22 protein-coding genes are annotated in these 25,508 nt (G+C 71.0%); 12 read left to right on the top strand and 10 right to left on the bottom strand.

The features are described from left to right. The first annotated feature begins 15 nt into the window (after positions 1-15). The 3 genes from ABD292_RS48990 to ABD292_RS17665 all read left to right on the top strand — a co-directional run bounded on the left by ABD292_RS48990 (position 16) and on the right by ABD292_RS17665 (position 2,564). On the top strand, positions 16-723 hold the full coding sequence (locus ABD292_RS48990) for a class I SAM-dependent methyltransferase (RefSeq protein ID WP_425565115.1): 708 nt from the start codon (positions 16-18) through the stop codon (positions 721-723). Positions 724-934: 211 nt separating this feature from the next. Beyond that, on the top strand, positions 935-1,408 hold the full coding sequence (locus ABD292_RS17670) for a GbsR/MarR family transcriptional regulator (RefSeq protein WP_344208392.1): 474 nt from the start codon (positions 935-937) through the stop codon (positions 1,406-1,408). After that, positions 1,398-2,564 carry an FAD-dependent monooxygenase gene (locus ABD292_RS17665; protein ID WP_344208390.1) on the top strand — a complete coding sequence of 389 codons (1,167 nt, stop codon included), beginning with the start codon at positions 1,398-1,400 and terminating at the stop codon, positions 2,562-2,564. Before ABD292_RS17670 ends, ABD292_RS17665 begins: the two co-directional genes overlap by 11 nt. Positions 2,565-3,184: 620 nt before the next feature. Here the strand turns inward: ABD292_RS17665 and ABD292_RS17660 are convergent. Together ABD292_RS17660 and ABD292_RS17655 are read right to left on the bottom strand one after the other, a co-directional pair. Next, on the bottom strand, positions 3,185-3,541 hold the full coding sequence (locus ABD292_RS17660) for a hypothetical protein (protein ID WP_344208388.1): 357 nt from the start codon (positions 3,539-3,541) through the stop codon (positions 3,185-3,187). A 1,934-nt stretch (positions 3,542-5,475) separates the two neighbouring features. After that, positions 5,476-7,920, bottom strand: a complete 2,445-nt coding sequence (locus ABD292_RS17655) for a DEAD/DEAH box helicase (protein ID WP_344209093.1) — start codon at positions 7,918-7,920, stop codon at positions 5,476-5,478. 409 nt (positions 7,921-8,329) lie between these two features. Here ABD292_RS17655 and ABD292_RS17650 point away from each other — a divergent pair, with 409 nt between their 5' ends. The 4 genes from ABD292_RS17650 (at position 8,330) to ABD292_RS17635 (ending at position 13,362) form a co-directional block, all read left to right on the top strand. Beyond that, positions 8,330-8,680: an STAS domain-containing protein gene (locus tag ABD292_RS17650; protein WP_020542579.1), complete on the top strand. Its 351-nt coding sequence runs from the start codon at positions 8,330-8,332 to the stop codon at positions 8,678-8,680. Position 8,681: 1 nt separating this feature from the next. Further along, positions 8,682-9,110 carry an ATP-binding protein gene (locus ABD292_RS17645; RefSeq protein ID WP_344208385.1) on the top strand — a complete coding sequence of 143 codons (429 nt, stop codon included), beginning with the start codon at positions 8,682-8,684 and terminating at the stop codon, positions 9,108-9,110. Positions 9,111-10,215: 1,105 nt separating this feature from the next. Further along, entirely contained in the window at positions 10,216-12,537 is a 2,322-nt protein-coding gene (locus ABD292_RS17640; RefSeq protein WP_344208383.1) for a sodium-translocating pyrophosphatase, read from the top strand. A 354-nt stretch (positions 12,538-12,891) separates the two neighbouring features. Next, entirely contained in the window at positions 12,892-13,362 is a 471-nt protein-coding gene (locus tag ABD292_RS17635; RefSeq protein WP_344208381.1) for a SixA phosphatase family protein, read from the top strand. Here the strand turns inward: ABD292_RS17635 and serB are convergent. The 5 genes from serB to ABD292_RS17610 all read right to left on the bottom strand — a co-directional run bounded on the left by serB (position 13,359) and on the right by ABD292_RS17610 (position 17,982). Then, positions 13,359-14,579 (bottom strand): phosphoserine phosphatase SerB, encoded by a 1,221-nt coding sequence (serB, locus tag ABD292_RS17630; RefSeq protein WP_344208379.1) that lies wholly within the window; start codon positions 14,577-14,579, stop codon positions 13,359-13,361. The two genes, ABD292_RS17635 and serB, sit on opposite strands and share 4 nt — an antisense overlap. A gap of 89 nt (positions 14,580-14,668) precedes the next feature. Continuing rightward, positions 14,669-15,253: a hypothetical protein gene (locus ABD292_RS17625; protein WP_344208377.1), complete on the bottom strand. Its 585-nt coding sequence runs from the start codon at positions 15,251-15,253 to the stop codon at positions 14,669-14,671. A gap of 103 nt (positions 15,254-15,356) precedes the next feature. Beyond that, the gene (locus ABD292_RS17620) at positions 15,357-16,367 is read right to left on the bottom strand and encodes an S-adenosylmethionine:tRNA ribosyltransferase-isomerase (protein WP_344208375.1); all 1,011 of its coding nucleotides are present in this window, start codon (positions 16,365-16,367) and stop codon (positions 15,357-15,359) included. Continuing rightward, positions 16,364-17,041: an SDR family NAD(P)-dependent oxidoreductase gene (locus ABD292_RS17615; RefSeq protein WP_344208373.1), complete on the bottom strand. Its 678-nt coding sequence runs from the start codon at positions 17,039-17,041 to the stop codon at positions 16,364-16,366. The genes ABD292_RS17620 and ABD292_RS17615 overlap by 4 nt, the downstream gene beginning before the upstream one ends. Before the next feature lie 107 nt (positions 17,042-17,148). After that, on the bottom strand, positions 17,149-17,982 hold the full coding sequence (locus ABD292_RS17610; protein WP_344208371.1) for a TIGR03620 family F420-dependent LLM class oxidoreductase: 834 nt from the start codon (positions 17,980-17,982) through the stop codon (positions 17,149-17,151). A 96-nt stretch (positions 17,983-18,078) separates the two neighbouring features. Here ABD292_RS17610 and ABD292_RS17605 point away from each other — a divergent pair, with 96 nt between their 5' ends. Next, positions 18,079-18,945, top strand: a complete 867-nt coding sequence (locus ABD292_RS17605; RefSeq protein WP_344208369.1) for a LysR family transcriptional regulator — start codon at positions 18,079-18,081, stop codon at positions 18,943-18,945. 24 nt (positions 18,946-18,969) lie between these two features. Here the strand turns inward: ABD292_RS17605 and ABD292_RS17600 are convergent, their stop codons facing one another. Continuing rightward, positions 18,970-19,746 carry an SDR family oxidoreductase gene (locus ABD292_RS17600; protein WP_344208367.1) on the bottom strand — a complete coding sequence of 259 codons (777 nt, stop codon included), beginning with the start codon at positions 19,744-19,746 and terminating at the stop codon, positions 18,970-18,972. Between the two features lie 103 nt (positions 19,747-19,849). After that, positions 19,850-21,418, bottom strand: coding sequence for an MFS transporter (locus tag ABD292_RS17595; protein WP_344208365.1), 1,569 nt, complete (start codon positions 21,416-21,418; stop codon positions 19,850-19,852). Between the two features lie 83 nt (positions 21,419-21,501). Here ABD292_RS17595 and ABD292_RS17590 point away from each other — a divergent pair, with 83 nt between their 5' ends. From ABD292_RS17590 to ABD292_RS17580, 3 genes are all read left to right on the top strand, one after another. Continuing rightward, on the top strand, positions 21,502-22,092 hold the full coding sequence (locus ABD292_RS17590; RefSeq protein WP_344208363.1) for a helix-turn-helix domain-containing protein: 591 nt from the start codon (positions 21,502-21,504) through the stop codon (positions 22,090-22,092). Positions 22,093-22,174: 82 nt separating this feature from the next. Then, entirely contained in the window at positions 22,175-23,293 is a 1,119-nt protein-coding gene (locus ABD292_RS17585) for a GAF domain-containing sensor histidine kinase (RefSeq protein WP_344208361.1), read from the top strand. Next, on the top strand, positions 23,290-23,916 hold the full coding sequence (locus ABD292_RS17580) for a response regulator (RefSeq protein WP_344208360.1): 627 nt from the start codon (positions 23,290-23,292) through the stop codon (positions 23,914-23,916). Before ABD292_RS17585 ends, ABD292_RS17580 begins: the two co-directional genes overlap by 4 nt. A 9-nt stretch (positions 23,917-23,925) precedes the next feature. On the opposite strand, the gene ABD292_RS17575 is transcribed toward ABD292_RS17580, so the two are convergent. Then, complete coding sequence (locus ABD292_RS17575; protein ID WP_344208358.1) at positions 23,926-24,642, bottom strand: hypothetical protein; 717 nt, start codon at positions 24,640-24,642, stop codon at positions 23,926-23,928. Between the two features lie 69 nt (positions 24,643-24,711). On the opposite strand from ABD292_RS17575, the gene ABD292_RS17570 reads away from it, so the two are divergent. Next, a complete protein-coding gene (locus tag ABD292_RS17570) occupies positions 24,712-25,500 on the top strand; it encodes an ABC transporter ATP-binding protein (protein WP_344208356.1) in 789 nt (262 codons plus the stop codon). Positions 25,501-25,508 lie beyond the last annotated feature (8 nt).

Below are 25,508 nucleotides of genomic sequence, written 5' to 3'. Positions count from 1 at the left end.
GACAGCATCACCAGCATGCCGGCGCGCGTGCTGGACGCGGGCGGCGGCACCGGCGTGCACGCCGAGTGGCTGAGCGCCGACGGCTACGCGGTCGAACTGCTGGATCCCGTTCCGCGCCACGTCCAGCGTGCCGCGCGACTGGCCGGGGTGAGCGCGCGGCTCGGCGACGCACGCCCACTGCCCGTCGCGGACGCGAGCCAGGACGCGGTCCTCCTCCTGGGCCACCTCTACCACCTGCCGAACCGGGCCGATCGAGTGCGGACCCTGACAGAGGCCCGGCGCGCCCTGAGACCCGGCGGCGTGATCGCGGCTGCGACGATCAACCGTCACGCGGCCGTGCACGACGCCATCTACCTGGGGCACCACCTCCAGGAACGGCAACGGGAGGCCGCACGCGCAGCGGCGACGAACGGGATCACGCTTTCTCCTGGGCGAGGATTCCCGGCCTACCTCCACGACCCCGACGAGGTGCCGGAGCATTCGCCGACGCGGGCTTTCCGATGTCGAGCGGTACGGCCTGGAAGGCGGCTTCTGGCTGTGCGGCGACATCGGCGACTGGCTGGAAGACCCGGAGCGCCGAGCCCTCCTGCTCGACGCGCAGCGCTCGATGGGATTGGTGCCGTCGCTGCTCGGGGTCAGCGGTCACCTGCTCAGCATCGCCGAACGCGATCAGTGACACGTGGTGGGGCGGCGGCCACTGCTTCTGCGGTGGAGCGACTCTGACGCCGGTCCGGTGAACGCTCTTCTTGCCTGCTCTTGCCGCTCAGACCAGACGGTCGGTGAGCCCGTCGGCTCGGAGGGGCGGTTGAGCCGACCGGACCGGCAGCAAGGAACTCCTCAAGCCCGACGAGACAGAACACCCCCTCACGATCTCTTGTCTCCACAGAATATTCAGTACATACTGAACTTAATAGAAGATTGTGGAGGTGAACGGATGGCAGAAGACCGGGAGCGGATCCTTGAGTGGGTCGAGCAGGCGGCAGCCTTCTGCATCGACGAATATGCCGTCCCGCCCATAGCCGGCCGTGTGCTGGCCTGGTTGATGATCTGTGATCCCCCGGAGCAGTCGGCGGGTCAGATCGCCGAGGCGATCGGGGCGAGCAGGGCATCACTGGCCACCAGCATGCGCCTGCTCATCGACGCCGGGTTCGTGCGCCGCCGCACCCGCCCCGGACAGAAGACCCACTACTACCAGGTGGACGATGACGCCTGGGAACGGGTCATCCGGCGCAGGGTGGCGGGTCTGGCCGCGTTCCGCGAGATCACCGCGGCGGGCATGGAGCTGGCCGGCTCCGATCCTGCGCGCACCGGACGGCTGCGCGCGGCGCACAACGTCTTCGACTGGATGGACAAGGCCTTCGCGAGCATGCCCGGGCCGCAGCACGAGGGAGAGGTTGATGAACGCTGAGCGGGGTCGCACCGCGATCGTGGCCGGGGCCGGGATCGGAGGGCTGGCCGCGGCCGTCGGCCTGCTGCGCGGCGGATGGGACGTGACCGTGCTGGAGCGGGCGCGGGAACTGGGCGAGGTGGGCGCCGGCTGGTCGTTTGCGCCGAACGCGTTGCGCGCGGCCGACGCCCTGGGCGTCGGCGAGGAGTTCCGGGCTTGTTCGGTGCCCACCGAGGCGGGCGCCACGATGCGGCTGCCGGACGGGACCTACCTGGTGAGGTTCCAGCCGGACGCTGACCAGGCGCTGCTCGCCAATCACCGCGCCGATCTGCAGCGCGTGCTGGCCCGGCACGTGCCGGCCGAGCGGATCCGTACCGGCGCCGAGGTGACCGGCGTCCGCCAGGACGGCGGCGGCGTCACGGTCACCTGCCGGGACGGCGTCGAGCTGCGGGCCGATCTGCTGGTCGGGGCCGACGGCATTCACAGCACGGTACGCCGCAGCGTCTGGCCCGACGCGCCCGAGCCTGTCTTCCAGCGCATTCTGTGCTGGCGCGGGGTGACAGAGCCGGGCGCGGTCTGGCCGGTGAGCGGGTTTCAGACCTGGGGGCGCGGTGCCCGGTTCGGCGCGCATCCCCTGGTAGGTGAGCGGGTGTTCTGGTTCCTCACCGTGCGCCAGGAGGAGCCGGGGCTGCGTTTCGATGACGATCTGCGGGAGGTGTCGGCCAGGACCCGCGGCTGGCACGACCCGATCCCGGCGCTGCTGGCGGCCACGCCGCCCGAAGCGGTGCTGTGTCACGACATCTACGACCTGGACCCCCTGCCCTCCTACGTGAAGGGCCGCATCGCGCTGCTGGGCGATGCCGCCCACGCGATGACTCCTTTCCTGGCGCAAGGCGCCTGCCAGGCACTGGAGGACGCGGTCGTGCTCGCGGCCGAGACGGCCCGGGCGACCTCCGTCCCGCAGGCTCTCGACCGCTACGACCAGGCCCGCCGCCCGCGCACCCAGCAGGTGCAGCGCATGGCGAGGACCGACCCCAGGCTCAGCCTTTCCACCAACGGCGCCACCTACCGGCTCATGACCACGATGACCCGTCTGGCCTCCTCCGGCGTGGCCCGCCGCAAGAGCTCCCGGCTCTGGGACTGGACCCCTCCACTCTCCACGGAAGTGACACGATGACGATCGAGCACATCACGTTCCGCAGCGGCGACGTACGCTGCGCGGCCGACCTCCACCTGCCGCGGGAAGCCGACGGGCCGGTGCCCGGCGTGGCGTCTCGTCCAGGAGATCGGCGCAGTGTCGGTTTCGGTGGACGAGGGCTGTGGGGTGAGGTGCGGAGATATAGGACACGCTTATATGGCATTTTGCGGGCTGCTGGATGGTGGCGTAGTCGGTGGTGGTCGGTGTGCCTGTAAGGAGGGTTTGCTGGTGGTAGCGGATGTGGTGAAGAACGGTGGTTTTTGGGGTTTGTGGGGCTAGGTCGCAATCAAGTCACGACTTCTTGGACTTGGTGTCCAAGAGTCTGCTTGCTCACGTAACGTTCCGCTTACCCGCGGTCCATGCCGTTCTTGATGAAGGGTCTGGGAAAGCCGGAACGGTGTCGCCAGGGTGCGGGGCCGGGGGCGGTCGGTGACCGTTTCGCCGGGCGAACTGCACTTCCGGTCGTCGCTTGACTCGCTCCTCGCGAGTGGGCCGGGTGGCGCGAGTCTCTCGATGGAGGGAAGCGTCGTGACGGTAGTTGGCAGAGTGGTGGCCGCGGGGATCGTCGCGGTGGGGTCCATGATGTTCGGTGGATCCGCTCATGCGGCCGTGACGGCGGGAAGCGGCTCCTCTGGGCAAATCACCTCGCCGTCGGACGGACAGGTCGTCTCCGGGTCGTCCGTCACTGTTTCCGCACATACAGGGCTCATGCAACTCCGCATGGGGCTGTACGTCGACGGGCCGTCCACAGGCTCGGTGAAGGTGGCCGGCGGGGGCGCCAACCAGACCATCTCCGGGACGTTCGACGCCGGCAGCGCCCCGAACGGGACCTTCACCGTGACCCTCAAGGGGGAGATCACCGGCACCAGGTACGACAGCAGCACTTTCAAGCTGCGGCGGCCCGCCGAGACACCTAGCAATGTGAGCGCCGAGCTCCAGGGCACCACGAAGGTCATCGTGACCTGGAGCAAGGGCGCTGAGCCCGATCTGGAGACGTACCAGGTGTCCAACACGCAGTCGGGGGTTGTGGGGCGGCTGGCGGCGGACAGCGCGTGCAGCGGCGGGTCGTGCAAGGCGGTGCTCGCGGTGCCGGCCAAGGCGGCGGGGCAGAAGGTCGGGTTCACGGTCAGGGCGTTCCGGAGTGACGGGAACGGAGGGACGGTCGGGTCGGGCGAGTCAGGCACCGCCTACGTCAGCGTTCCGGCACCGCCTGCCGCTCAGCCGAAGAAGGAAGTCAGCAAGACGCGGCAGGCGCCCAGGACATCTGAGAGGGTCGATCCGCTGCCGACCCTGCCCGCCAAGAAGCAGACTCAGCCCTCGCGCAAGGCGACGACTCACCGCCCGAAGGTGACGGCCAAGATACCCGCGATCCCTGACACGGACACGAAGGGCAATCTGCCTATTCCGACTGCTGATGTACGGCAGGGAGAAGAGAAAAATGACGCCCTGACGCCATCAGGCGGGAACGGTGAGGGGCGGAGCGACCAGGGCGAGAGTGCTTCGGACACCGCGTCAGTGCAAGTGAATGGTGTGAAGGCGCAGTCGAGTGAGTCCGTGTTGGGGGACGTCGGGCAGTACGGGCTGTATGTCGCGGGTGGGCTGCTTCTGCTGTTGCTCGGCGCGCATGCCGGAGCTTGGGCTCGGCGGCGGGCGCTGGCTGCTGAGGGAGGACGGGGCGGGAGTTCGCAGGCTCTGAGAACGGGCCCGGCGTCGATGGCGAGGGGCACTTCTGCTGCTTCTGCTTCTGCTGCGAGGGCGGCAGCAGGTGTCGGTGTTTCGCCCACCGAGGCCGAAGTTGGCCTTTCGGGGGCGGGCGTCTCCCGTGGAGAAGGGGCGGCTGGGGTGACGCCTCGGCGTAGGCCCACAGTGATCCTTGCGGTGGCGAAGACGCGAATGTCGCCGGGGTCGCAGACGGCTGATGGGCAGGCTTCGGCTTCCGGCGGGGCTTCCAGTCATGGTGATTCGTCGCCTTTGCCTGCTGATTGGCAGGGGGCGGGCGCGGGTGGCGGTCAGGTTTTGCGGCAGGTGTCTGCGATGCCTGGGTTAGAGGCTGGTGGGGCGAACATCGCCTCTGTTGCGGATGCTGCTCCTGTTCGAGGGGTGCTCCCGGCAGAGGCTGGTTCGGCGCATCTGGTTCCGCAGACTGTCGGGCGTCCAGATGAGCGGGGCGGTCAGGGCTACAAAGGTGTGCAGAGTCCCGGTGGTGGTCAGAGGCATGGCGGTGGCTTGAGCGAGGGCGGCCCTGGCCATGCAGGTGGTCAGGGCCGCGAAGGGGGCGCGGCTGATCACGGGGGACGTGGTGGGCGGCAGGAGCCGGTACGGATCGCGCTGCCCAGTTCGGCGGTGATCGAGGTGTCGGAGCCGGCCGCAGCGGCGGCGCAGCGGCCTGCTGTGCCGATCGAGGAGCGGTGGGATGACTATCTGCCGCCTTCGCCCCGGTCCATGGAGGACAGCGGGTTCTGGGAGCGGCCGCAGCCTGGGGCGCTGGATTTCTGGGCGCCGGATGATGAGGGCGCGGAGGGCGGGAGGAGCCTTGCCGCCGGTGGTGGCAGGACCATCGACGCCGGTGGTGCTGCCAGTGCTGTGACAGGTGCTTCTGGCGTTGGCGCGGATGCTGCCAGGGGCAGGGCTGGCGGGGGCGGCGGTGGTGCTGGCAACGGTGGTGCTGGCGGTGATGTTGATGATCGTGGTGCTGGCGGTGGTGCTGTGAACAGGCCCGCTGGTGCCGGTGGCGGGGCGGGTGGTTCTGGTGGTGCCGGTACGTCCGCCTATCCGAGGCGTCGGCACGAGGGCGGTCTCAGTTAGGGATTCTGCCTGGGGGGTGGGCACGGCGGTCCGAACCGCCGGGTAGCGCTCTGCGGACGGGCTTGGCGGGGTGCGGCGGGGTGGGTCAGTCGGTGGTGAGCAGGGTGTTCAGGAGGAGGACGGCGCCCCGTTTGTCCAGGGGTTCGTTGCCGTTGCCGCACTTGGGTGACTGGATGCAGGACGGGCAGCCGCGTTCGCACTCGCAGGAGGTGATCGCCTCGCGGGTGGCCGTCAGCCAGTCGTTCGCCCGGCCGTAGCCGCGTTCGGCGAAACCGGCGCCGCCCTCGTGGCCGTCGTACACGAAGACCGTCAGCAGGCCCGTGTCGGCGTGCAGTTCGGTGGAGACGCCGCCGATGTCCCAGCGGTCGCAGGTGGCGAACAGGGGGAGGAGGCCGATGGAGGCGTGCTCGGCGGCGTGGGCCGCGCCGCCGAGGTCGATGCCCGCCTCCGCGAGAGGGGCCACGGCCGACGCAGGAAGAGTCCACCAGACGGCGCGGGTGCGGAGGGTACGAGGTGGCAGGTCAAGGGGCTCGTCGCCGAGCATCTCGCCCGACTGGAAGCGCCTCTTGAGGTACGAGACCACCTGCCTGGTCACCTCGACCTCGCCGAAGTGCAGCGTGCCTTGCCCCAAGGGGTGGGAGCGCTGGGTGGAAAGGATGGAGATGTCGGTGATGTCGCGGGCGAACGTCGAGTAGTCGGGATCGGCGGCCGTGACCAGGGCCACGTCGGCCTCCAGGTCGAGCGCCTCCACGAGGAACGTCTCGCCTTGGTGGATGTAGACCGCGCCCGTGTGGACGGTGGTGTGGGCGGAGGGCTCGTCCACGCTGCCGAGGAGGCGGCCGGTGTTCGCCTCCACGACGTGGATGAGGGACCCGCCGCCGCCCCGGATGTCGGCGAGGTCGGTGGGGCGTTCGCGCCTGGTCCAGAACCAGCCGGTCGGGCGGGCGCGGAGCATGCCCTGGTTCACCAGGTCGTCCAGGACGTCGCTGGTGGTCGGGCCGAAGATGGGCAGATCGGCCTCGGTCAGCGGGATCTCGGCGGCTGCGGCGCACAGGTGGGGGCCCAGGACGTACGGGTTGTCGGGGTCCAGGACGATCGCCTCCACCGGCTGGCCGAACAGGGCCTGCGGGTGGTGGACGAGGTAGGTGTCCAGAGGGTCGTCCCTGGCGATCAGGACGGCCAGGGCGTCCTGGCCGTCGCGGCCCGCGCGGCCAGCCTGCTGCCAGAGGCTGGCCCTGGTGCCGGGCCAGCCGGCGATGAGGACGGCGTCGAGGCCGGAGACGTCGACGCCGAGTTCGAGGGCGTTCGTGGTGGCCAGACCCATGATGGTGCCGTCGCGGAGGGCCTTCTCCAGGACGCGGCGGTCTTCGGCGAGGTAGCCGGCGCGGTAGGCGGCGATCTTGTCAGGGAGGTTGGACAGGTCGGAAATGTCGGGCAAGGCCCAGGAAAGGGGGTTCTCGGGCGCGCTGTGGGAGGGGATACGGCCGGGGGTGCTGTGAGAGGGGGCGCTGCCGGGAGCGCGGGTGGGAGCACTGCTGGGCCTTCCGTCTGCCGGGCCATTGGCCGGGTCGTCGGGCCTGCTGCTGAGGCTCTCGCCGGGGCTGCGGCTGGGGTCGTTGAGCGGGCCGCGGTTGGGACCAGCGGTGGGGTCGGTGTGAGGGTTTTGGTCGAGGGTGTCGTTGAGGGGCGTGTCAGAGGGTGGGTGGGTGGCCCGAGGGGTTGAGGGCGTGGCCGTGTCTGCGGTCTCAGGGTGGGGGGTGGCCGGGGGGAGCGGGGCGCCCGTGTACGGCATGGAGAAGGCCACGTCGGCCAGTTTCGCGCGGGCGCTCAGCGCGACCGTCTCGGCGCCGCGCCGGGAGCGTACGAAGGCCAAGGTGCGGACGTCGGCCAGCACGAGATCGGCGAGCAGGTCGGCGGCCTCCGCCGTGGCCGTACGCCGCACCGGCGCCCCTCCCTCGCCCCGTAGCTCGGTCAGCGGCGGCTCCCACAGCGCGATGGTGGTGGAACCCTTGGGAGAGGCGTCCACGGTCACCTCGTCCATCTCAAGCCCCGTCAGCCTCATCGCGAACGCTCCCGGCTCGCTCGCCGTCGCCGAGGCGAGCAGGAACGTGGGCGCCGAGCCGTACCGTGCGCACACCCGGCGGAGCCGGCGCAGGATCTGGGCGACGTGGGAGCCGAACACACCCCGGTAGCCATGGCACTCGTCCACCACGACCAGGCGCAGCCGCCGGAAGAACGACGTCCAGCTCGCGTGCCTGGGCAGGATGCTCCGGTGGAGCATGTCGGGATTGGTCAGGACGTAGTTGGCGTGCCGGCGTATCCAGGTGCGTTCCTCGAACGGCGTGTCGCCGTCGTACGTGGCCGCCCGCATCTGCGTGATGTGCAGTTCGCGGAGCCCGCGCAGCTGGTCGGCGGCCAGGGCCTTGGTCGGCGTGAGGTAAAGCACCGTCCCGCCGTCGAGGCAGGACGCGACCGCCGGAGTGAGGTACGCGAGGGACTTCCCGGACGCCGTGCCCGTGGAGACGATCACGTTTCGGCCACGGAATGCCAGGTCGGCGGCCTCGTACTGGTGCGGCCAGAGCCCCGTCACTCCGCGGTTCGCCAAGCGCGTAACCAGCACGTCCGGCGCCCAATCGGGCCAACCGACTTGACCCGCCTGACGTGCTGGAACATGCTCCACATGGGTGACGCGCTCATGACGTGCGGGAACACCGAGCAGGTGGCGGAGGAGTGGACCTGCCTGTTCTGGGGAGGATGCGGAGGAAGTCACTGTTTCCAGTCTTGCATCAGTGGGCAAAGTCGCCGGGAATCGTGATTTCGTATAGACACAAGCCAGGCGCGTGGTTGAATGCCGCGCGTCAGGGTCGGACAGTCTGGGGCCACGCTCCAGATTGCCAGGCCGGCAAGAGTACTTTCGCAGGCGAGGCGCTGGAGGATCTGTGGATCTGAAGTTGGATCACCACAACGAGGACCGACTCACCATCGTCGAGGTCGAGGGTGAGATCGATGTCTACACTGCGCCGAGATTGCGTGAACTCCTCATCGACCTGGTGAACAAGGGCAACTTCCACCTTCTCGTCAACATGGAGAAGGTCGACTTCCTGGACTCGACGGGTCTTGGTGTCCTGGTCGGAGGGCTCAAGCGGGTCCGTGCGCACGACGGCTCCCTGGAACTGGTCTGCACCCAGGAGCGCATCCTGAAGATCTTCCGGATCACCGGCCTGACCAAGGTCTTCGGGATCTACGCTTCGGTCGACGAGGCCAAGGAAGCTCACGGCAAAGACAAGTAGCATGGCTACCGTCGAGCTGACGTTCAGCGCCCTCCCCGCGCACGTGCGCACCGCACGGCTGGTGGCCACGGCCATCGCCCGGCGCACAGGTGTGGAGGAGTCCCTGCTGGACGAGGTCAGGCTCGCTGTGGGTGAGGCATGTTCCCGGGCCGTGGAGGCGCACCGCGCCCACTGCCCGGGCGAGCCCATCCGCATCGAGCTCCGAGATGATTCCGGACGGTTCGAGGTCACGGTCAGCGACCATGCCCCCAGCGACGAGCTCCATCTGGAGCAGCCGCTCGACCTGGGCACGCTGTCCGACTCGTTCATGACGGGCTTCGGCCTCGCGGTCATCACCGGGCTGGCCGACGACGTCGAGGTCTTTCCCACCCCCAAGGGGACCGACATCCGGATGAGCTGGCCCGCGGCGAACGGGATTCCCGCGCCGTGAGGGTCGCCGTCCTCCGATGAGTGCTTCAGGCGCCCTCCCCGGGCGCCTGGCATCCCCCACTTTTTCTGTTTACGGCAAGCCACCCCGGCCCCACCCGCCGACCCCCGCCGGGGGCCTCCAGGGTGACGCCCGCTGACCCGCACGTGGCCGGCCGCCGTCACGGCGCCCCAACCCCGACCACCATGACAAGGCGTTGACCATTGTCTTCGCCGGGCGCGAGGTGGGTCCTGCCGGCTGGAGATGTGCGCCTGGCGGCCTCTGTAGTGCCCCTAGCCGCCCGGTAAGGGTTCTGCGCCATCCCAGATACCCCCTGTAGCCGTGCGGGCTCCCTGCGGGCCCTCAGCGTCTTGACCACGAGGCCCCGCTGTGCACTCGCACCGTGTGGCCGCCAGAGCGGGTGCGCCAGCGGGACTGGCATGGGTGCAGGCACGAGGCCGGGTGCGCGCACGAGAGAGCAAGGTGCGGGATGGGTGGTCGCTCCGTGGGCCGCCTGACTTGTGCGGCAGGGCGTCGACCGTCGACCCGGCCCGCATTTGAATGCGCTCACCTGGGGCAAGCGCCCTGTTCGAGACACATGCCAGCAGTGTCCAGAGCACCAATGCGGCATTCGGGGCGGTGTTATGTGCGCCTCCACCTAAGATCATCAAAACTGCAGTAAAGGCATGCTTACCGTTCAGCCATGAGACGATCTTTTTGCCTTTGTGCAACCCCCCATTGACGCGCCCACCACGCGAACCCCCCGCCCCAGCCCCTGCCGCCAGGCGTTCGCGGGCCGCAACACCCCCGCCCGAGCGTTCGATGGAGCTTGGTTTCGGTCAGCCCATATCGTTTCCTTGTCATGACCTTAACCCCCAGGAAATTTCCCTTGTCAGCCCGCAAACCGGGCTGCTGACCGGCTCTTACTGGACTCGCGGATAATTAGTGACCTTCGGAGCCTTCATATCCGTTCACTGCCTGCGTAGACTCCCGGCACCGGCCAAGGTGATCCGGCGGAACGCGGATTCAACCGGAAGCGGCACCCACAACCCGGATGGTGCCGCAACACCCGCCGAGGAGGGGGCGCAGCACCGCCCGGGCAGGACGACCGGTCTTGCCGAGGAGAACGATGAGCAGGCACATGCTGGCAGCGGAGCCAGCGTCAAATCTGGCCCTGAGCGGAAACAATCTCACCATCGTGGTCGTGGTCGCCGCGGTCGCGTTGATCGCGCTGGCCGTGGCAGGTGGTCTAGTGCGCGAGGTGCTGGGCGCGGGCCAAGGCACCGAACGCATGCAGAACATCGCCCGTGCCGTACAGGAAGGCGCCGCCGCCTATCTCGCGCGGCAGTTCCGCACGTTGGCGATCTTCGTCGTCGTGATCCCGTTCCTGTTGCTCCTGCTACCAGGGGAGACCGACGTCCGGATCGGGCGGTCGATCTTCTTCGTGGTCGGGGCGGTCTTCTCCGCGCTGACCGGGTTCATGGGCATGTGGCTGGCCGTGCGCGGGAACGTGCGCGTCGCCGCCGCGGCCAACGAGGCGGGCGAGAAGCGCGCCATGCGGATCGCGTTCCGCACTGGCGGCGTGGCCGGCATGTTCACCGTGGGCCTCGGCCTGCTGGGCGCGGCCGTGGTCGTGCTCCTCTACCAGGGTGACGCCCCTGGCGTGCTCGAAGGGTTCGGCTTCGGCGCGGCGCTGCTGGCGATGTTCATGCGCGTCGGCGGCGGCATCTTCACCAAGGCCGCCGACGTCGGCGCCGACCTGGTGGGCAAGGTCGAGCAGGGCATCCCCGAGGACGACCCGCGCAACGCCGCCACCATCGCCGACAACGTGGGCGACAACGTCGGCGACTGCGCCGGCATGGCGGCCGACCTGTTCGAGTCGTACGCGGTCATGCTGGTCGCCAGCCTCATCCTGGGCCGGGCGGCGTTCGGTGAGGAAGGGCTCGTCTTCCCGCTGATCGTGCCGATGATCGGCGTGATCACGGCGATCATCGGCATCTTCGTCACCGGCATGCGCGACCGCGACCGCAACGGCATGGCGGCCATCAACCGCAGCTTCTTCATCTCCGCCGCCATCTCGGCGGTGCTGGTGACCGCGGCCGCGTTCTGGTACCTGCCGGCCAGCTTCTCCGGCCTGACCGGCTCGCGTGTGGAGTCCGACGCCGACCCGCGGCTCATCGCGATCGGCGCGGTCCTCATCGGCCTGGTGCTGGCCAGCGCCATCCAGCTGCTGACGGGCTACTTCACCGAGACCACGCGCCGCCCCGTACGGGAGATCGGCGAGAGCTCGCGCACCGGCCCCGCCACCGTCATCCTGTCCGGCATCAGCGTCGGCCTGGAGTCGGCCGTCTACTCGGCCCTGATCATCGGCGGCGCGGTCTACGGCGCGTTCCTGCTGGGCTTCGGGAACGTGACGCTCGCGCTGTTCGCGGTGGCCCTGGCCGGCACCGGTCTGCTGACCACGGTGGGCGTCATCGTCTCCATGGACACCTTCGGCCCGGTCTCCGACAACGCCCAGGGCATCGCCGAGATGTCGGGCGACGTCGAGGGCGAGGGCGCCCGCGTGCTGACCAGCCTCGACGCGGTCGGCAACACCACCAAGGCCATCACCAAGGGCATCGCGATCGCCACGGCCGTCCTGGCGGCCACCGCGCTGTTCGGCGCCTTCCGCACGGCAGTGGAGGGCGAGCTCGCGCAGGCCGACACGGCGATCAAGGACGCGCTCGGCATCTTCCAGAACTTCAACCTCAGCATCGACAACCCCAACGTCCTGGTCGGCCTGATCATCGGCGCGGCGGTGGTGTTCCTGTTCTCCGGCCTGGCGATCATGGCCGTCGGACGGGCCGCGATGCGGGTGGTCTTCGAGGTGCGCGACCAGTTCCGCAACAACCCGGGCATCATGGACGGCACCCAGAAGCCCGAGTACGGCCGCGTCGTGGACATCTGCACCCGCGACTCGCTGCGCGAGCTGGCCACGCCCGGCCTGCTCGCGGTCATGACGCCGATCGCCGTGGGCTTCGCGCTCGGATACGCCCCGCTGGGCGCCTTCCTCGCGGGCGCGATCGCCTGCGGCACGCTCATGGCGGTGTTCCTGGCCAACTCCGGCGGCGCCTGGGACAACGCCAAGAAGCTCGTCGAGGACGGGCACCACGGCGGCAAGGGCTCCGAGGCGCACGCCGCGACCGTCATCGGCGACACCGTCGGCGACCCGTTCAAGGACACCGCCGGTCCTGCCATCAACCCGCTGATCAAGGTGATGAACCTGGTGGCGCTGCTGGTGGCGCCCGCGGTGGTGCTGTACGCGGGCAACCCGGTGCTGCGGATCGGCATCACGGTGGTGGCGGTGGCCGTGGTGGTGGCGGCCATCGTGGTCTCCAAGCGCCGTTCGGTGACGTCCGAGCCGGCCAGCGACAACGACAACCACCGGGAGGAGGAGCCGGTCGCGTCCTGACGACGGCCGGCCGCCCGACTTTCCGCGGACGCCCGCTTCCCCTGGCCGGGGGAGCGGGCGTTCCGCTGTCCCGGGGCGGTTGCGGGAGCTGTCTCGGGCGGTTGCGGGAACTGTCCCGGGCGTTTGCGGGAGCGGGCGGGGGAAGGGGGTGCCGAGGGGAAGGGGAGGCGGGATGGGTGAGCGGTGGGGCAGGTGGTCGCGGCACCCCGGGTGCTCGATGGGACACTGTCCGCGTGGAGAGCGACAAGCGGCCGAACGGCGCAAAAACCCTCGGCTACATCCTGCTGGCCATGTTCGTCATTCTGGCCGTACTGATCGGGCTGTCCGTCTGGGCCTCGAGGACAGGGTGATCCGGTGCGGACGTTAATCGTGTTGAGGCACGCCAAGGCCGCCCACGTGGCGGGCCTGGCGGACCGGGAGCGGCCGCTGACCGGCCGCGGGGAGCGGGACGCCGCGCGGGCGGGCGACGAGATCAGGGGGGCCGGGCTGAGGCCGGAGGCGGTGTTCTGCTCCCCGGCGGTCCGGACCAGGCGCACCGCCGAGCTGGCCTTCCCCGAGCTGGAGATCAGCTACGAGCGCGAGATCTACGAGGCGCACCCCGAGGAGCTGCTGGACGTGCTGCGCCGCGCCGACCCCGAGCTCGGCACGGTGGTGCTGTGCGGCCACAATCCTGGCGTGCACGAGCTGGCGCTGGGGCTGGCGGGCGGCGACTACGGCTTCCGCCCGGGAGCGTTCGCGGTGATCGAGATCGGCGCGCCGTGGGCGGACCTCCACATGGGGGAGGGCCGCCTGGTCGCCCGCTGGGACCCCAGCGGGGAACCCTAGCGGGGCGTGAGGACGCCGTCCTCGGCGTCGGCGGCCTCCACCTCGTCGCGCGAGATGCCGAGCAGGTAGAGGATCGAGTCGAGGTAGGGCGTGTTGACCGCGGTGTCGGCGGCCTGGCGCACGACGGGCTTGGCGTTGAACGCGATGCCGAGCCCGGCCGCCGCGATCATGTCGAGGTCGTTGGCGCCGTCGCCGATGGCCACGGTCTGGGAGATGGGCAGGCCGGCGGCGGCCGCGAAGCGTTCGAGCGCCCGCGCCTTGCCGGGCCGGTCGACGATGTCGCCGACGACGCGGCCGGTCAGCCGCCCGTCCGCGACTTCGAGGACGTTCGCCGCGGAGTAGTCGATGCCCAGCTCCTCGACCAGCGCGTCGGTGATCTGGGTGAAGCCGCCGCTGACGATGGCGAAGCGGTAGTCGAGCCGCTTGAGCGTGCGGACGAGGGTGCGGGCGCCCGGCGTCAGCACGACCTCCTTGCGCACCTCGGCGAACACCTCCTCGGGCAGGCCCTCCAGCAGCGCCACCCGCTTGCGCAGGGACTCGGCGAAGTCCAGCTCGCCGCGCATGGCCTGCTCGGTGACCCTGGCGACCTCGTCGAGGCAGCCGGCGTGGGCCGCGAGCAGCTCGATGACCTCGCCCTGGATGAGGGTGGAGTCGACGTCCATGACGATGAGCCGCTTGGCCCGGCGGGACAGGCCCGTGCGCTGCACGGCCACGTCCACCTCCTGGGCGGCGGCCTCGGCGGCCAGCTCGACGCGGAGCGCGGCGGGGTTGGCGCCGGAGACGGACAGCTCGATGCAGGTGACGGGCCACTGGGCGAGGCGCTCGATGCGGTCGATGTTGGCGCCCGCGGCGGCGATGCGGCCGGCGATGCCGGCGATCGCGGCGGGCTGCAGCGTCTCGCCGAGCACGCTGACGGAGAGCCGGCCGCGGCGGCGCTGCTCCTTGGTCTGGGAGCCGGTGGAGAGCTCGACCTCCATGCCGAGGTCCTCGGCCACCCGCTCGACGGCGGTCCACAGGGCGCCGAGCGTCGTGCCGGTGCCGGTGGACGGTCCGCCCGCGTAGGCGACGAGCACGCCGAGCGTCAGCCGGCCGCGGATGACGACCTGCTCGATGTCGGCGACGGTCACCGGGAAGCCGGACAGGACGGAGAAGAGGCGCGAGGTGACGCCGGGCCGGTCGGGGCCGGTCAGGGTGATCAGGAGGGTGCGCTGGTCCACATCCAGCCACGGTACTGCGCCCGGTCCGATGCTCGCGCAGCAGGCTCGCCATTCGGACACGGGCGCATGTCGTGGTTCGTCTTTCGTCGTTAACGCACGACCGTGGTCTTCACGGACTTGGCGAACAGGTAACCGGGCACCCCGAGCCGGTCGAGCTCGCGCAGGTCCATGTCCTCCATGCCCTGGTCGAGGTTGTAGGAGATGACGCCGAGCGTCGCCTTCTGCGTACCGCGAGTGCTCTTCTTGGTCTTTGCGTAGAAAGTAACGGAGAAGGAACTTCCGACCGCGATGTCCTTATTCGCAAAGCAGAAGAAGCCGCGAGCGGTCAGCAGGATGCACTCCATCTTCTTGCCGCTGGTGGAGTAGCGGATGTTCCTCGGGTCGATGCCCTTGGGGAACGCGCCGCCGACGTACCAGGCCTCGGCGGAGGCGAAGTGCGGGCCCACGTTGACCGCGGAGATCTTGTACTTGATGTAGCTGCCGGCCTTGGCCTTCTTGGTCGCCGTCACCTTCACGGCGAAGGAGGAGTAGGGCTTGGCCGCCTTCGTGGTCACCGCGCTGGTCGTGGCGGTGGAAGCGGTCGTGGGAACGGCCGCGGAAGCGGGAACGGCGGGAACGAGCAGAGCACCGGCCGCGAGCGTGGCCAGCATGCCCTTGGTAAGGGACTTGTGCATTACCTCTCCGGGTAAGGGAATTGGACTCGGGGCCGTGTAATACAACAAGCCCCCCGTAAATGCCCGCTGTGTATATCAGTTATTAAAATTTATGTAAAGCCGGTTACTTCAGTATCAGGTGCGTGTCGCCGAACTCGTGCCACAGATACCCCTCGCGCAACGCCTCCTCGTACGCCCGGGCCAGCGCCTTCTCGCCGGCGACGGCCGTCAGCATGAGCAGGTGGCTGGAGCGGGGCTCGTGCAGCCCCGTGAGCAGCCCGGTCACCGCCCGTACGCCCCGCTCGGGGGTCACCAGGTGCCGGGTCCAGCCCGAGGCCGCGCGCACCCGGCCGTCGGCGCCCACGGCGCTCTCCAGGGCCCGTACGACGGTCGTCCCCGCCGCGACCACCTGGCCGCCGCTCTCGCGGGTCAGCTCGACCAGGCGCGCGGTCGCGGCCGGCACCTCGTACCGCTCCGCGTAGGGCGGCTCGTCCTTCTCCGGCGAGGCCACGCCGGTGTGCAGGGTGATCGGCGCGATCCCGACCCCGCGCGCCACCAGTGCCGTCACCAGGGCCTCGGTGAACGGCCGCGCCGCGCTCGGCATCTCCGCGCTGCCCGGCACGGTCGCGAACACGGTCTGGTACGTCTCGATCGGCCACTCGCCCACCACGTACGAGTAGCGGATCGGCACCCCGTACGCCCGCAGGTACGCCTCCACGTCCCGGTCCAGCTCGGCCCGCCACAGCCGGGGCGTCTCCCGCCCGATCAGCCGCAGCGTGGCCCGGCCGGGCAGCGGCAGCCACTCGCCGGGCTCACCCCCCGCGTAGGGCTCGCTCGCCCGGCCGGTCCGCCGCCGCAGCTCGACCAGCCACGTCCCGTCCTCGCAGGCGGTGGAGAAGTGCACCGCCAGCCGGTCCAGCCGGACGGCCGCGGGCAGGGTCGCGGAGTTGTTGACCACGATGAGGTCGCCGGGCCCGAGCAGGTCGGGCAGGTCGCGGAAGCGGCGGTGCTCGGGGGCCCGCTCGCCGCGCGAGACCAGCAGGCGCACGTCGTCACGGGACCGGCCGCGCACCTCGGGCGGCTCCTGCGCCGACAGTCCGGGCGGCAGCTCGAAGTCGAGGGCCTGGGCGGTCATTGCAGGCTCACCCTGCCGCCGGCCGGGCGGGCCGAGACGAGGTCGTACAGCGCGGCGGCGACCTTGGCCGGGTCCGTGGCCCCCGCCGCCTCCTCGGCGCCGACGGCGTCGGCCAGCATGCGGGTGTTCATCTCGCCCGGATCGACCCACCAGACCCGTACGTCCGGCTCCTCGGCGGCCAGCACGTTGGACAGCTGCTCCAGCGCGGCCTTGCTCGCCCCGTAGCCGCCCCAGCCCTCGTAGGCGCCGGTGGCGGCGTCGGAGGTCACGTTCACGATCGCGCCGCCCGCCGCCCGCAGCGCCGGCAGCGTGGCCTGGACGAGGGCGAGCGGCGCGGTCACGTTCGTGGCCAGCAGCGCGCCGAACGCCTCCAGCGGATAGTCCGCGAGCCGGGGCAGCGGCGTCGGCCCGAGGTCGCTGGCGTTGTTGACCAGCAGGTCCAGCGTGGGGGCCGCGTCGGCCAGCCGGCGTACGTGCGCGGGGTCGGCCACGTCGCCGGGGATCGCGGTGGCCCCCAGCTCGGCGGCGGCCCGTTCCAGGTCGGCCGCGCCGCGGGCGGTGAGCACGAGGTGCCAGCCCGCGCCGGCCAGGACGCGCGCGAGGGCGAGACCGAGCCCGCGCGAGGCCCCCGTGACGAGAGCGGTGCGGTTCCGGGTGGATGTGGTGTCCGTCATGCCTTCGACGCTAGAAACGCCGGGCGGCGCGGGCATCGGGCCGAGGTCTGGTCCGGCCTGGGTACTTCGTCCTAGGGCCTGCTCGTAGTCGTGAAGACCCGGTCAGGTCACAGGCGCGCCAGCACGGCGTCGGCGACCGCCCGGAGGGTGGCGATGGGGTCGTCGCCGAGCGGGTAGACGCCGACCTGGTCCGCGCCGGCATCGAGGTGCGCGGTCAGGCCGCGCGCGAGGCCGGCCGGATCGCCGTAGGCGAGCAGCGCGTCGATGACGCGGTCGCTGCCGGCGCCGGAGAGGTCCTCGTCGGTGAAGCCCAGCCGCCGGAGGTTGCTCGCGTAGTTGGTGACCTGCAGCGCCTTCCCGGGCGGTGCGGCCCTGGCGACGGCGCGGGCCCGCTCGGCGTCGGGCTCCGCGAGCGCGAAGTGGCCGGGAAGGAGCAGCTTGCCGGCGCCCAGGATCTCCCTGGCCCGCCGGGTGTGCTCGGGCGTGACCATGCAGGGGATGACGCCCGCGGTGCGGTCGCGGGCCAGCCGCGTCATTCTCGGACCGAGGGCGGCCAGCACCACCCGCTCGGACGGGACGCCGGCCAGCGCCAGCTGCCCCAGGTAGGACGCCAGCGTGTCGTACGGCGAGGCCCACTCGGCGTGGACCTCGCGGTGCCCGACCCCGACGCCGAGGATGAACCGGCCGGGGTGCCTGGCGGCGATGCGGTGATAGGAGGCGGCGACGATCCCGGCGTCGGCGGTCCACACGTTGATCACGCTCGTGCCCACCACCAGCCGGGTGGTCGCGTCGAGAAGCTTCTCCGCGAAGGCGAGGTCGGCCGGTGGCGACGCGTCCAGCCAGAGCGTTCCGTATCCGGCCCGCTCCACCTCCACCGCGCTCTCCGGGCTCACCTCGTGCTCGCGCAGATGGGCGCCGAGCAGACCCAGGTCGATATCCATGATCCGATCCCAGCATCACGCCACCACCGGGAACCAGGACCAGTTCCGACGCGCTCGATAACCTGGAGGCATCGTCGCAGGACAGGGGGCGGCTCGGTGGAACTGCGCGCACTGCGCTACTTCGTCGCGGTGGCCGACGAACTGCACTTCGGGCGGGCCGCCGAGCGGCTGCACATCGCCCAGCCCGCGGTCAGCAGGCGGATCGCCCAGCTGGAACGGGAGCTGGGAGTCCGGCTGCTGGACCGTTCACCGCGCCGGGTCCGGCTCACCGCCGCGGGGCACCGGGTGCTCGCCGCGGCGCGGGAGGCGCTCGCGGCCGTGGACCGGGTCCAGGCCGCCGCCGGTGCGCCGGCGGGCACCATGCGCATCGGCACGGCCGCCGGGTTCGGCGCCCGCCTGGAGCGAGGGGTCGACGCGCTGCGCGAGCACCCCTCGGCGCTCGGCGTCGACGTCGAGCTGGTCGACCTCCCGCTGACGGCCCGGCTGGACGGCGTGCGACGGGGGGAGATCGATCTGGCACTGGCTCGGGGGGTGCGTTCGGCGCCCGGGCTGAGGGTGCTGCCGGCGTGGACGGAGCAGCTGTTCGCGATCGTGTCCGTGCGGCACCTCGCCGCCGGTCGCCCGGCAGTCGACGTGACCGATCTCGACGTCGGCGGACTGCGGATCCCGTCGCGGGACCACGGCCTGCTCCTGCCGGGGGCTTTGACGGCCGCGATGCGGAAGGCCGGGATCGACACCCGGGTCGGGCGGCTCGCCGGGACGGTCCAGGACACGATCGTCGAAGTCGGTCTCAATCCGCGGAGCTGGACCGTGCTGCCGGGCGACCAGGTGGCGGAGATCCGCTCCACCCGGGTGCGGGCGATCCCGTTCGCGCCGCGGACCACGATCACCGGCAGCGTCGTGGTGCCGATGGACCTCCCGGCCGCCTGCGCCGCCGCCCATCAGGCCGCTTTCGGAGACTGAACCCGACGCGGCGCGGTACCGCGCTCAGATGATCTGTTCGGTGGGCAGAATGGTGATCTCGGTGAGGTTGACGTGCTTGGGCACCGCCGCGATGAACGCCACCGTCTCGGCGATGTCGTCCGACTGCAGCACGTCGATCTCCTTGATCAGGTCGGCCATCAACCGGCTCGCGTCGGCGTCGGTGACGTGGTCGGGCAGTTCCGTGTCGACCATGCCGGGCTCCACCGCCGAGACCCGCACCTTCTTGCGGCCGAGCTCGGTGCGCAGCAGCCGGGTCAGCTGGCTGAGGTAGGCCTTCGTACCGGAGTAGACCTGGAACTTCTCCAGGACGCGGGTGGCCGCGATCGACGACGTGATGATCAGATCGGCGGGTTTTCCTTCGGCGGCCACGGACTCCAGATCACGTACGAACGCCTCGATGGTGTACATGACGCCCTTGACGTTCAGGTCGATCTGTCTGTCCCAATCGTCGACCGCCAGATCCCCGATGGGGGAGATGAGCTGGACACCGGCGTTCGCGAACACCAAGTCCACCTTCCCGAACCGCTCGTGCACGGCGGCGGCGGCCCGGGCGAGCGCGTCGCGGTCGGTCACGTCGGTGGGCATCGCCAGCGCCTTTCCTCCGCGCTGGGTGATGCGCTCGGCGGTGGCCTCCAGCCGGTCCGCGCGCCGGGCCAGCAGCGCGACATCGGCGCCCAGCGCCGCCAGGCGCTCGGCCGTGGCCTGTCCAATGCCGCTCGACGCGCCGGTGACCACGGCCACCCGGTCAGCCAGCGGCTTACCACCAAGAACTGCGGACATCGTGCATGACCTTTCTCTTCGTGATCGTGTCCGCGGAACAGCCGCAGACGAAGATCCGTTTGGGGTCGGAACCGACCTACCCGTGACCATGAGCCCAAACCGGTCAGCGGGCGGCGACGCTCTCTTCGACCTCGGGCCGGAGCGGCGCGGTGTTCTTCGGGCCGCGCAGGGCGACGTGGAGGAGCAGGGCGGCCATGACGGCCGCGCCGACCCACATGGCCTGCTGCCAGCCGTCGACGAAGGACTGCTGTGCCGCGTGGATCAGGTCCTGGGCCTGGCCGCCGGTCCGGGGTGCGGCCGCGACGGCGTTGGCGATGCCTTCGCGGGCGGTCTCCGCGACGCCCGCGGGGACGCCGTCGAGCCTGCCGTCCATGGCGCTGCGGTAGCCGTTGGCCAGGAGCGCGCCGAGCATGGCGACGCCGAGAGCGGCGCCGAACTCGCGGGTGACATCGTTGAGCGCGGAGGCGACGCCCTGCTTGGCGCGGGGCAGTGAGCCGGTGATGGCCTCGGTGGAGGGCGTCATCGACAGGCCCATGCCGATCCCCATGGCGAGCATGCCGGCCAAGATGGACAGGTAGCCGCCGTCGACGGACACGAACAGGGCCATCAGGACCAGGCCGAGGGCGGACAGGGCGACGCCGACGGCCATGGTGGAGCGGGCGCCGATCCTGGAGGCCAGCTTCGGGGCCAGGCCCGAGGTCATCATCATCATGACGGCCATCGGCATCATCGCCACCGTGGACAGCAGCCCGGACCAGCCGAGCACGGCCTGGAAGAACGGGAAGAGGACGACGGCGATCCCGGCCTGGACGCCGAAGACGACCAGCAGGGTGATCGAGCCGGAGGCCAGGCCCCGCTCACGGAAGAGGCGTACGTCCAGGAGAGACGCGTCGCGGCGGTGCAGCTCCCAGGCCACGAAGGTGATCGCGGCGATGACGCCGACGGCCAGGCCGATCAGCGTGGTGGGGGCGGTCCAGCCGTGCTCGGGGCCGTCCTGGAGGACGAAGATCAGGCCGATCACGGCGACGGCGGAGACCAGCGCGCCGACGGTGTCGAAGGGGTGGGCGGAGCGTTCGCGGGAGTCGGGCACCGATCGCAGCGTCATCGCCAGCGCGACGACGACCAGGACCACGGGCAGGACGAACAGCAGGCGCCAGTCGGCGACGTCGACCAGCACGGCGGACAGGAACATGCCCAGGATGCCGCCGCCTCCGGCGACACCGGTCCACACGCCGATGGCCTTGCCCCGTTCCTCCTCGGGGAAGGTGGAGGTGATCACGGCCAGGGTGATCGGCATGATCATCGCGGCGCTGACGCCGGCGGCCACGCGGGCGCCGATCATCACCGCGGCCGACGGGGCGAGCCCCGCGACGGCGCTGGCGGCGCCGAAGACGATCAGTCCGGTGACCAGCATGGGCTTGCGGCCGAGCCGGTCACCGATCGCGCCGAGTGGCAGCAGCAGTGCGGCCAGGGTGAGGGTGTAGACGTTGATGATCCACAGCACGGTGGTCTGTGAGGCGCCGAACTCGACGGCCAGGTGAGTCTGGGCGACGTTCAGCCCGGACACCGAGGCGATGACGGCCATCAACGCGATCGAGACGGCGATCAGGATCGCGCGCAGCTGACGCGCGTCCGGCGCGGTCACCACCTGGGGAGGCTGGTCGACACTCATGGGTTTCCTCTCTTGCACGGGCGTGTTCGCTCTCGGTATGCGACGTTAAGCCCCTCTTGCATCTTGGGCATAGGATGTTGCCTATGACGCAAGAAGATGGGCAGCTGGAAAGCCTCGTACGCAAACGCATCCGCGCACTGCGCGTCGCTCAGGGCTGGTCGCTGGAGGAGCTGGCCACGCGGGCCAACCTCAGCCAGTCGTCACTGAGCCGCATCGAGAACGGCCGGCGCCGCCTCGCCCTCGACCAGCTGGTCACTCTCGCCCGCGCGCTGGACACCACCTTGGACCAGCTCGTGGAGAACGCCGCCGACGACGTCGTCATCAGCCCGATGATCGACGGCGCGCACGGCCTGATGCGCTGGCCCGTGAAGAGCGACCCCGGCATGAGCGTGATGCGTCAGCGGATGACCGACCCGCCGCCCGACAACCCGGCCCGCATGCGTGCCCATCCCGGCCGCGAATGGCTGGTGGTGCTGTCCGGCACCGCCGTCCTCATGCTCGGCCACCGGCGCTTTCGCATCGAGACCAACCAGGCCGCGGAGTTCCCCACGATGATGCCGCACGCCATCGGCGCCGAGGGCAGACCGTGCGAGATCCTGGGCATCTTCGACCGCGACGCCCGCCGCGGCCACCAGAAGGACGCCGGCGCCGACGTCTCCGACACCGGCCGCTGAGGCGCCCAGGGCCCCTGTCGACGGCGGGTCACTGCCGCACCGCCCGGGACCGTCCGGCGCGCCGGTCCCTAGAGTGGGGGCCGTGACGTCCGAACGAGACGAGATCCTGCATGCGGTGAGCTCCGCCGTGCTCGCGGTCACCCGGCACCTGTCCGTGCGCGAGGTGCTGCAGGTGATCGTGCGCTCGGCGCAGCGCCTGCTCGACGCCCGTTACGCCGCGCTCGGCGTGCCCGACGACGACGGCTCGTTCGCCGAGTTCGTCGCCGAGGGCCTGACCGACAAGCAGTGGGACGCGATCGGGCCGCTGCCGCGCCAGCACGGCATGCTGGGCGCGATGCTGCGCGAAGGCGCCCCCGTACGGCTGCCCGACCTGCGCGAGGACCCGAGGTTCGAGTGGTGGCCGAAGGCGCACCCGGTCATGAAGGACTTCCTCGGCGTCCCCATCCGCGACGGCGACGAGGTGCTCGGCATCATCTTCCTCGCCAACAAGCGCACGCCGGGCGCGGAGTTCACGCAGGCCGACCAGGAGCTGCTGACGCTGTTCGCCGCGCACGCGGCGATCGCGCTGGCCAACGCCCGCCTCTACGAGAGCGGCCGCGAGCTCGCCATGCTGGAGGAGCGCAACCGCATGGCGAGGGAGCTGCACGACGCGGTCACGCAGAAGCTGTTCTCGCTGCGGCTGAGCGCCCAGGCGGCCGGCACGATGCTGGAGAAGGCCCCCGACCGGGCGGCGGCGGAGCTCGCGAACGTCCAGCGCCTGGCCGGCGAGGCCCTCGCCGAGCTGCGCGCGGTCATCGTGGAGCTGCGCCCGGCCGAGCTCGACCGGCACGGGCTGGCCGAGACGCTGCGCAAGCACGTACGCCTGCTGGACCGGCTGCACCCGCCGGTCGTGACGTTCGCCTGCGCCGAGCTGCCGCCGCTGCGGCCGGAGGTCGAGGTGGCGCTGTTGCGGGTGGCCCAGGAGGCGCTGCACAACGCGCTGCGGCACTCGGGAGCCGGCGAGGTCGCCGTCCGCCTGACGTACGAGGGCGGCACGCCGGCGCTGACCGTACGCGACGACGGCGCCGGTTTCGAGCCCGGGGAATCACGCGGACTCGGGCTGGTTTCCATGAGGGACAGGGCCGAGGCCGTCGGCGGCGTGCTGACGGTCGAGTCGGCCCCGGGACGGGGAACGACGGTGCGCGTGGAGGTGAGCGGGTGATCCGGGTGCTGATCGCCGACGATCATCCGGTGGTGCGGCAGGGGCTGCGGACGTTCCTGGACCTCCAGGACGACATCACGGTCGTCGGCGAGGCGGGCGACGGCGAGCAGGCCGTCGAGCTGGTCGGGCGGCTCGCCCCCGACGTGCTGCTGCTGGATCTCAGGATGCCGGTGCTGGACGGCCTCGGCGCGCTGGAGCGGCTGACGGGCGGGCCGACCCGCGTGGTGGTGCTGACGTCCGTGAGCGACCCCGGCGACGTGGGGCCGGCCATGCGGGCCGGCGCGGCCGGCTTCCTCTACAAGGACGTCGCTCCCGACGCCCTCGTCCAGGCGGTCCGTACGGTCCACGGCGGCCAGGTGCTGCTCGCCCCCGAGGCCGCCGAGGCGATGCTGGCCGGGGAGTCGTCGCCCGCCGGGCCGCCGGACGCGCCGGTGCCGCTGACCGACCGCGAGCGCGAGGTGCTGCGGCTCATCGCGGCCGGCCGATCGAACAAGGAGATCGCCAAGGCGCTCACGGTGGCGGAGAAGACGGTCAAGACGCACGTGTCGAACGTGCTCATGAAGCTGGGCGTCCAGGACCGCACCCAGGCCGCGCTGTACGCGGTCCGCCACGGCCTGGCCTGATTCCCGGGCTCAGGGGCTGCGGAGCGGCTCGAAGATGGCGTGGTGCGCGGCCACCAGGGCGCGGCGCACCGCCCGGTCGAGGTCGCGCAGCGCGCTCCCGCGCCGGGCGACCTGGGCGGCGGTGAGCCCGCGCTCGTCGGCCAGGCGGAGCACGGCGGCCAGCCGGGTGGCGAGGGTGCTGACGCGGTGGGCGCGGGCGGGGTAGCCGGGGGCCAGCTCACCGCCGTGCCGGCCCAGCTCGGGCCGGCCCTGGGCGGGTCCTTCCGCCGACGACAGCGCGTCGGTGGCCGCGCGCATGGCGTCGGACAGCTCCCGCTCGGCCTCCGCCAGCGACGGCAGGTCGTGCCGGACCGGGCCCGACTCGTGCACGCCGAACCGCACGCCGTCGTACGACGAGCCGCGCCGGTCGGGCGCGGGCACCAGGCCGAGGTTGCGGTCGTCGAGCACGGCGATCGCGGCCTGGCCTGCGTCGACCGCGGCCGCGTTGAACGCCGGCGGCCCCGACAGCCCGAGCGGGTCGCCGGGCGCGGGCAGGGCGAGGCGCAGCTCCCGTAGGCCGCTCGCGCGCAGGTTCGCGAGGTACGCGCGCAGCGGCACCTCGCCCGCGACGGCGGGCCCACCGGCGGTTTCCACGTGGTCGGCCGCCTCGTCGAGCCCCACGTGACCGGCGAGCCACGCGTTGCCCCAGGCGACCAGGGACGGACAGACAGGTGATTCAGGGCGCACCGATCCACGATATGCGCTCGCCCTGCAATAGGTTTGTCCCGAGGGTGACTCCTGAAGGAGGTAACGGGGATGGGTGGTCAGGTGCTGCGGCTCCAGGACGTCGCCGTCAGGCGGGACGGAGCGGCCCTGCTGCGCGGCATCGACTGGGAGGTCAACGCGGACGAACGCTGGGTCGTCATCGGTGCCAACGGCGCGGGGAAGACGACGTTGCTGCAGGTGGCGTCCACGTTGCTCTATCCGAGCGAGGGCGTGATCGAGGTGCTGGGCGAGCGGCTGGGGCAGACCGACGTGTTCGACCTGCGGCCGCGCATCGGCCTGGCGAGCGCGGCGCTCGCCGAGCGGATCCCGCCGGAGGAGAAGGTCATCGACCTCGTCCTGACGGCGTCGTACGGCATCATGGGCCGCTACACCGAGGAGTACGACTCCGACGACGTGACCCGGGCCGTCGAGCTGATCGACATGATGGGGGCGGCCCACCTGATCAGGCGCAGGTTCGGCACGCTGTCGGAGGGCGAGCGCAAGCGGGTGCAGATCGCCCGCGCCCTCATGCCCGACCCGGAGCTGCTGCTGCTCGACGAGCCGGCCGCCGGGCTCGACCTGGGCGGGCGCGAGGACCTGGTGCGCCGGCTGTCGACGCTGGCCGGCGACTACCGCTCGCCGACGCTGGTCCTCGTGACGCACCACGTGGAGGAGGTGCCGATCGGGTTCACCCACGGGCTGCTGCTGCGGCACGGCTCGGTGGTGGCCCAGGGGCCGCTGGAGCACGTGATGACGGCCGACCACCTGTCGCAGACGTTCGGGGTGCCGCTGACGCTGGATCGGAGTGCGGAGGGCCGCTGGTACGCGCGGGCGTACTAGGCCACGGC

Origin of the sequence: Nonomuraea bangladeshensis, from assembly GCF_039529455.1 — a bacterium.
GTDB lineage: Bacteria > Actinomycetota > Actinomycetes > Streptosporangiales > Streptosporangiaceae > Nonomuraea > Nonomuraea bangladeshensis.
The sequence above is the reverse complement of the archived record's forward strand: the minus strand, read 5'-3'. Positions and strand labels throughout refer to the sequence as shown.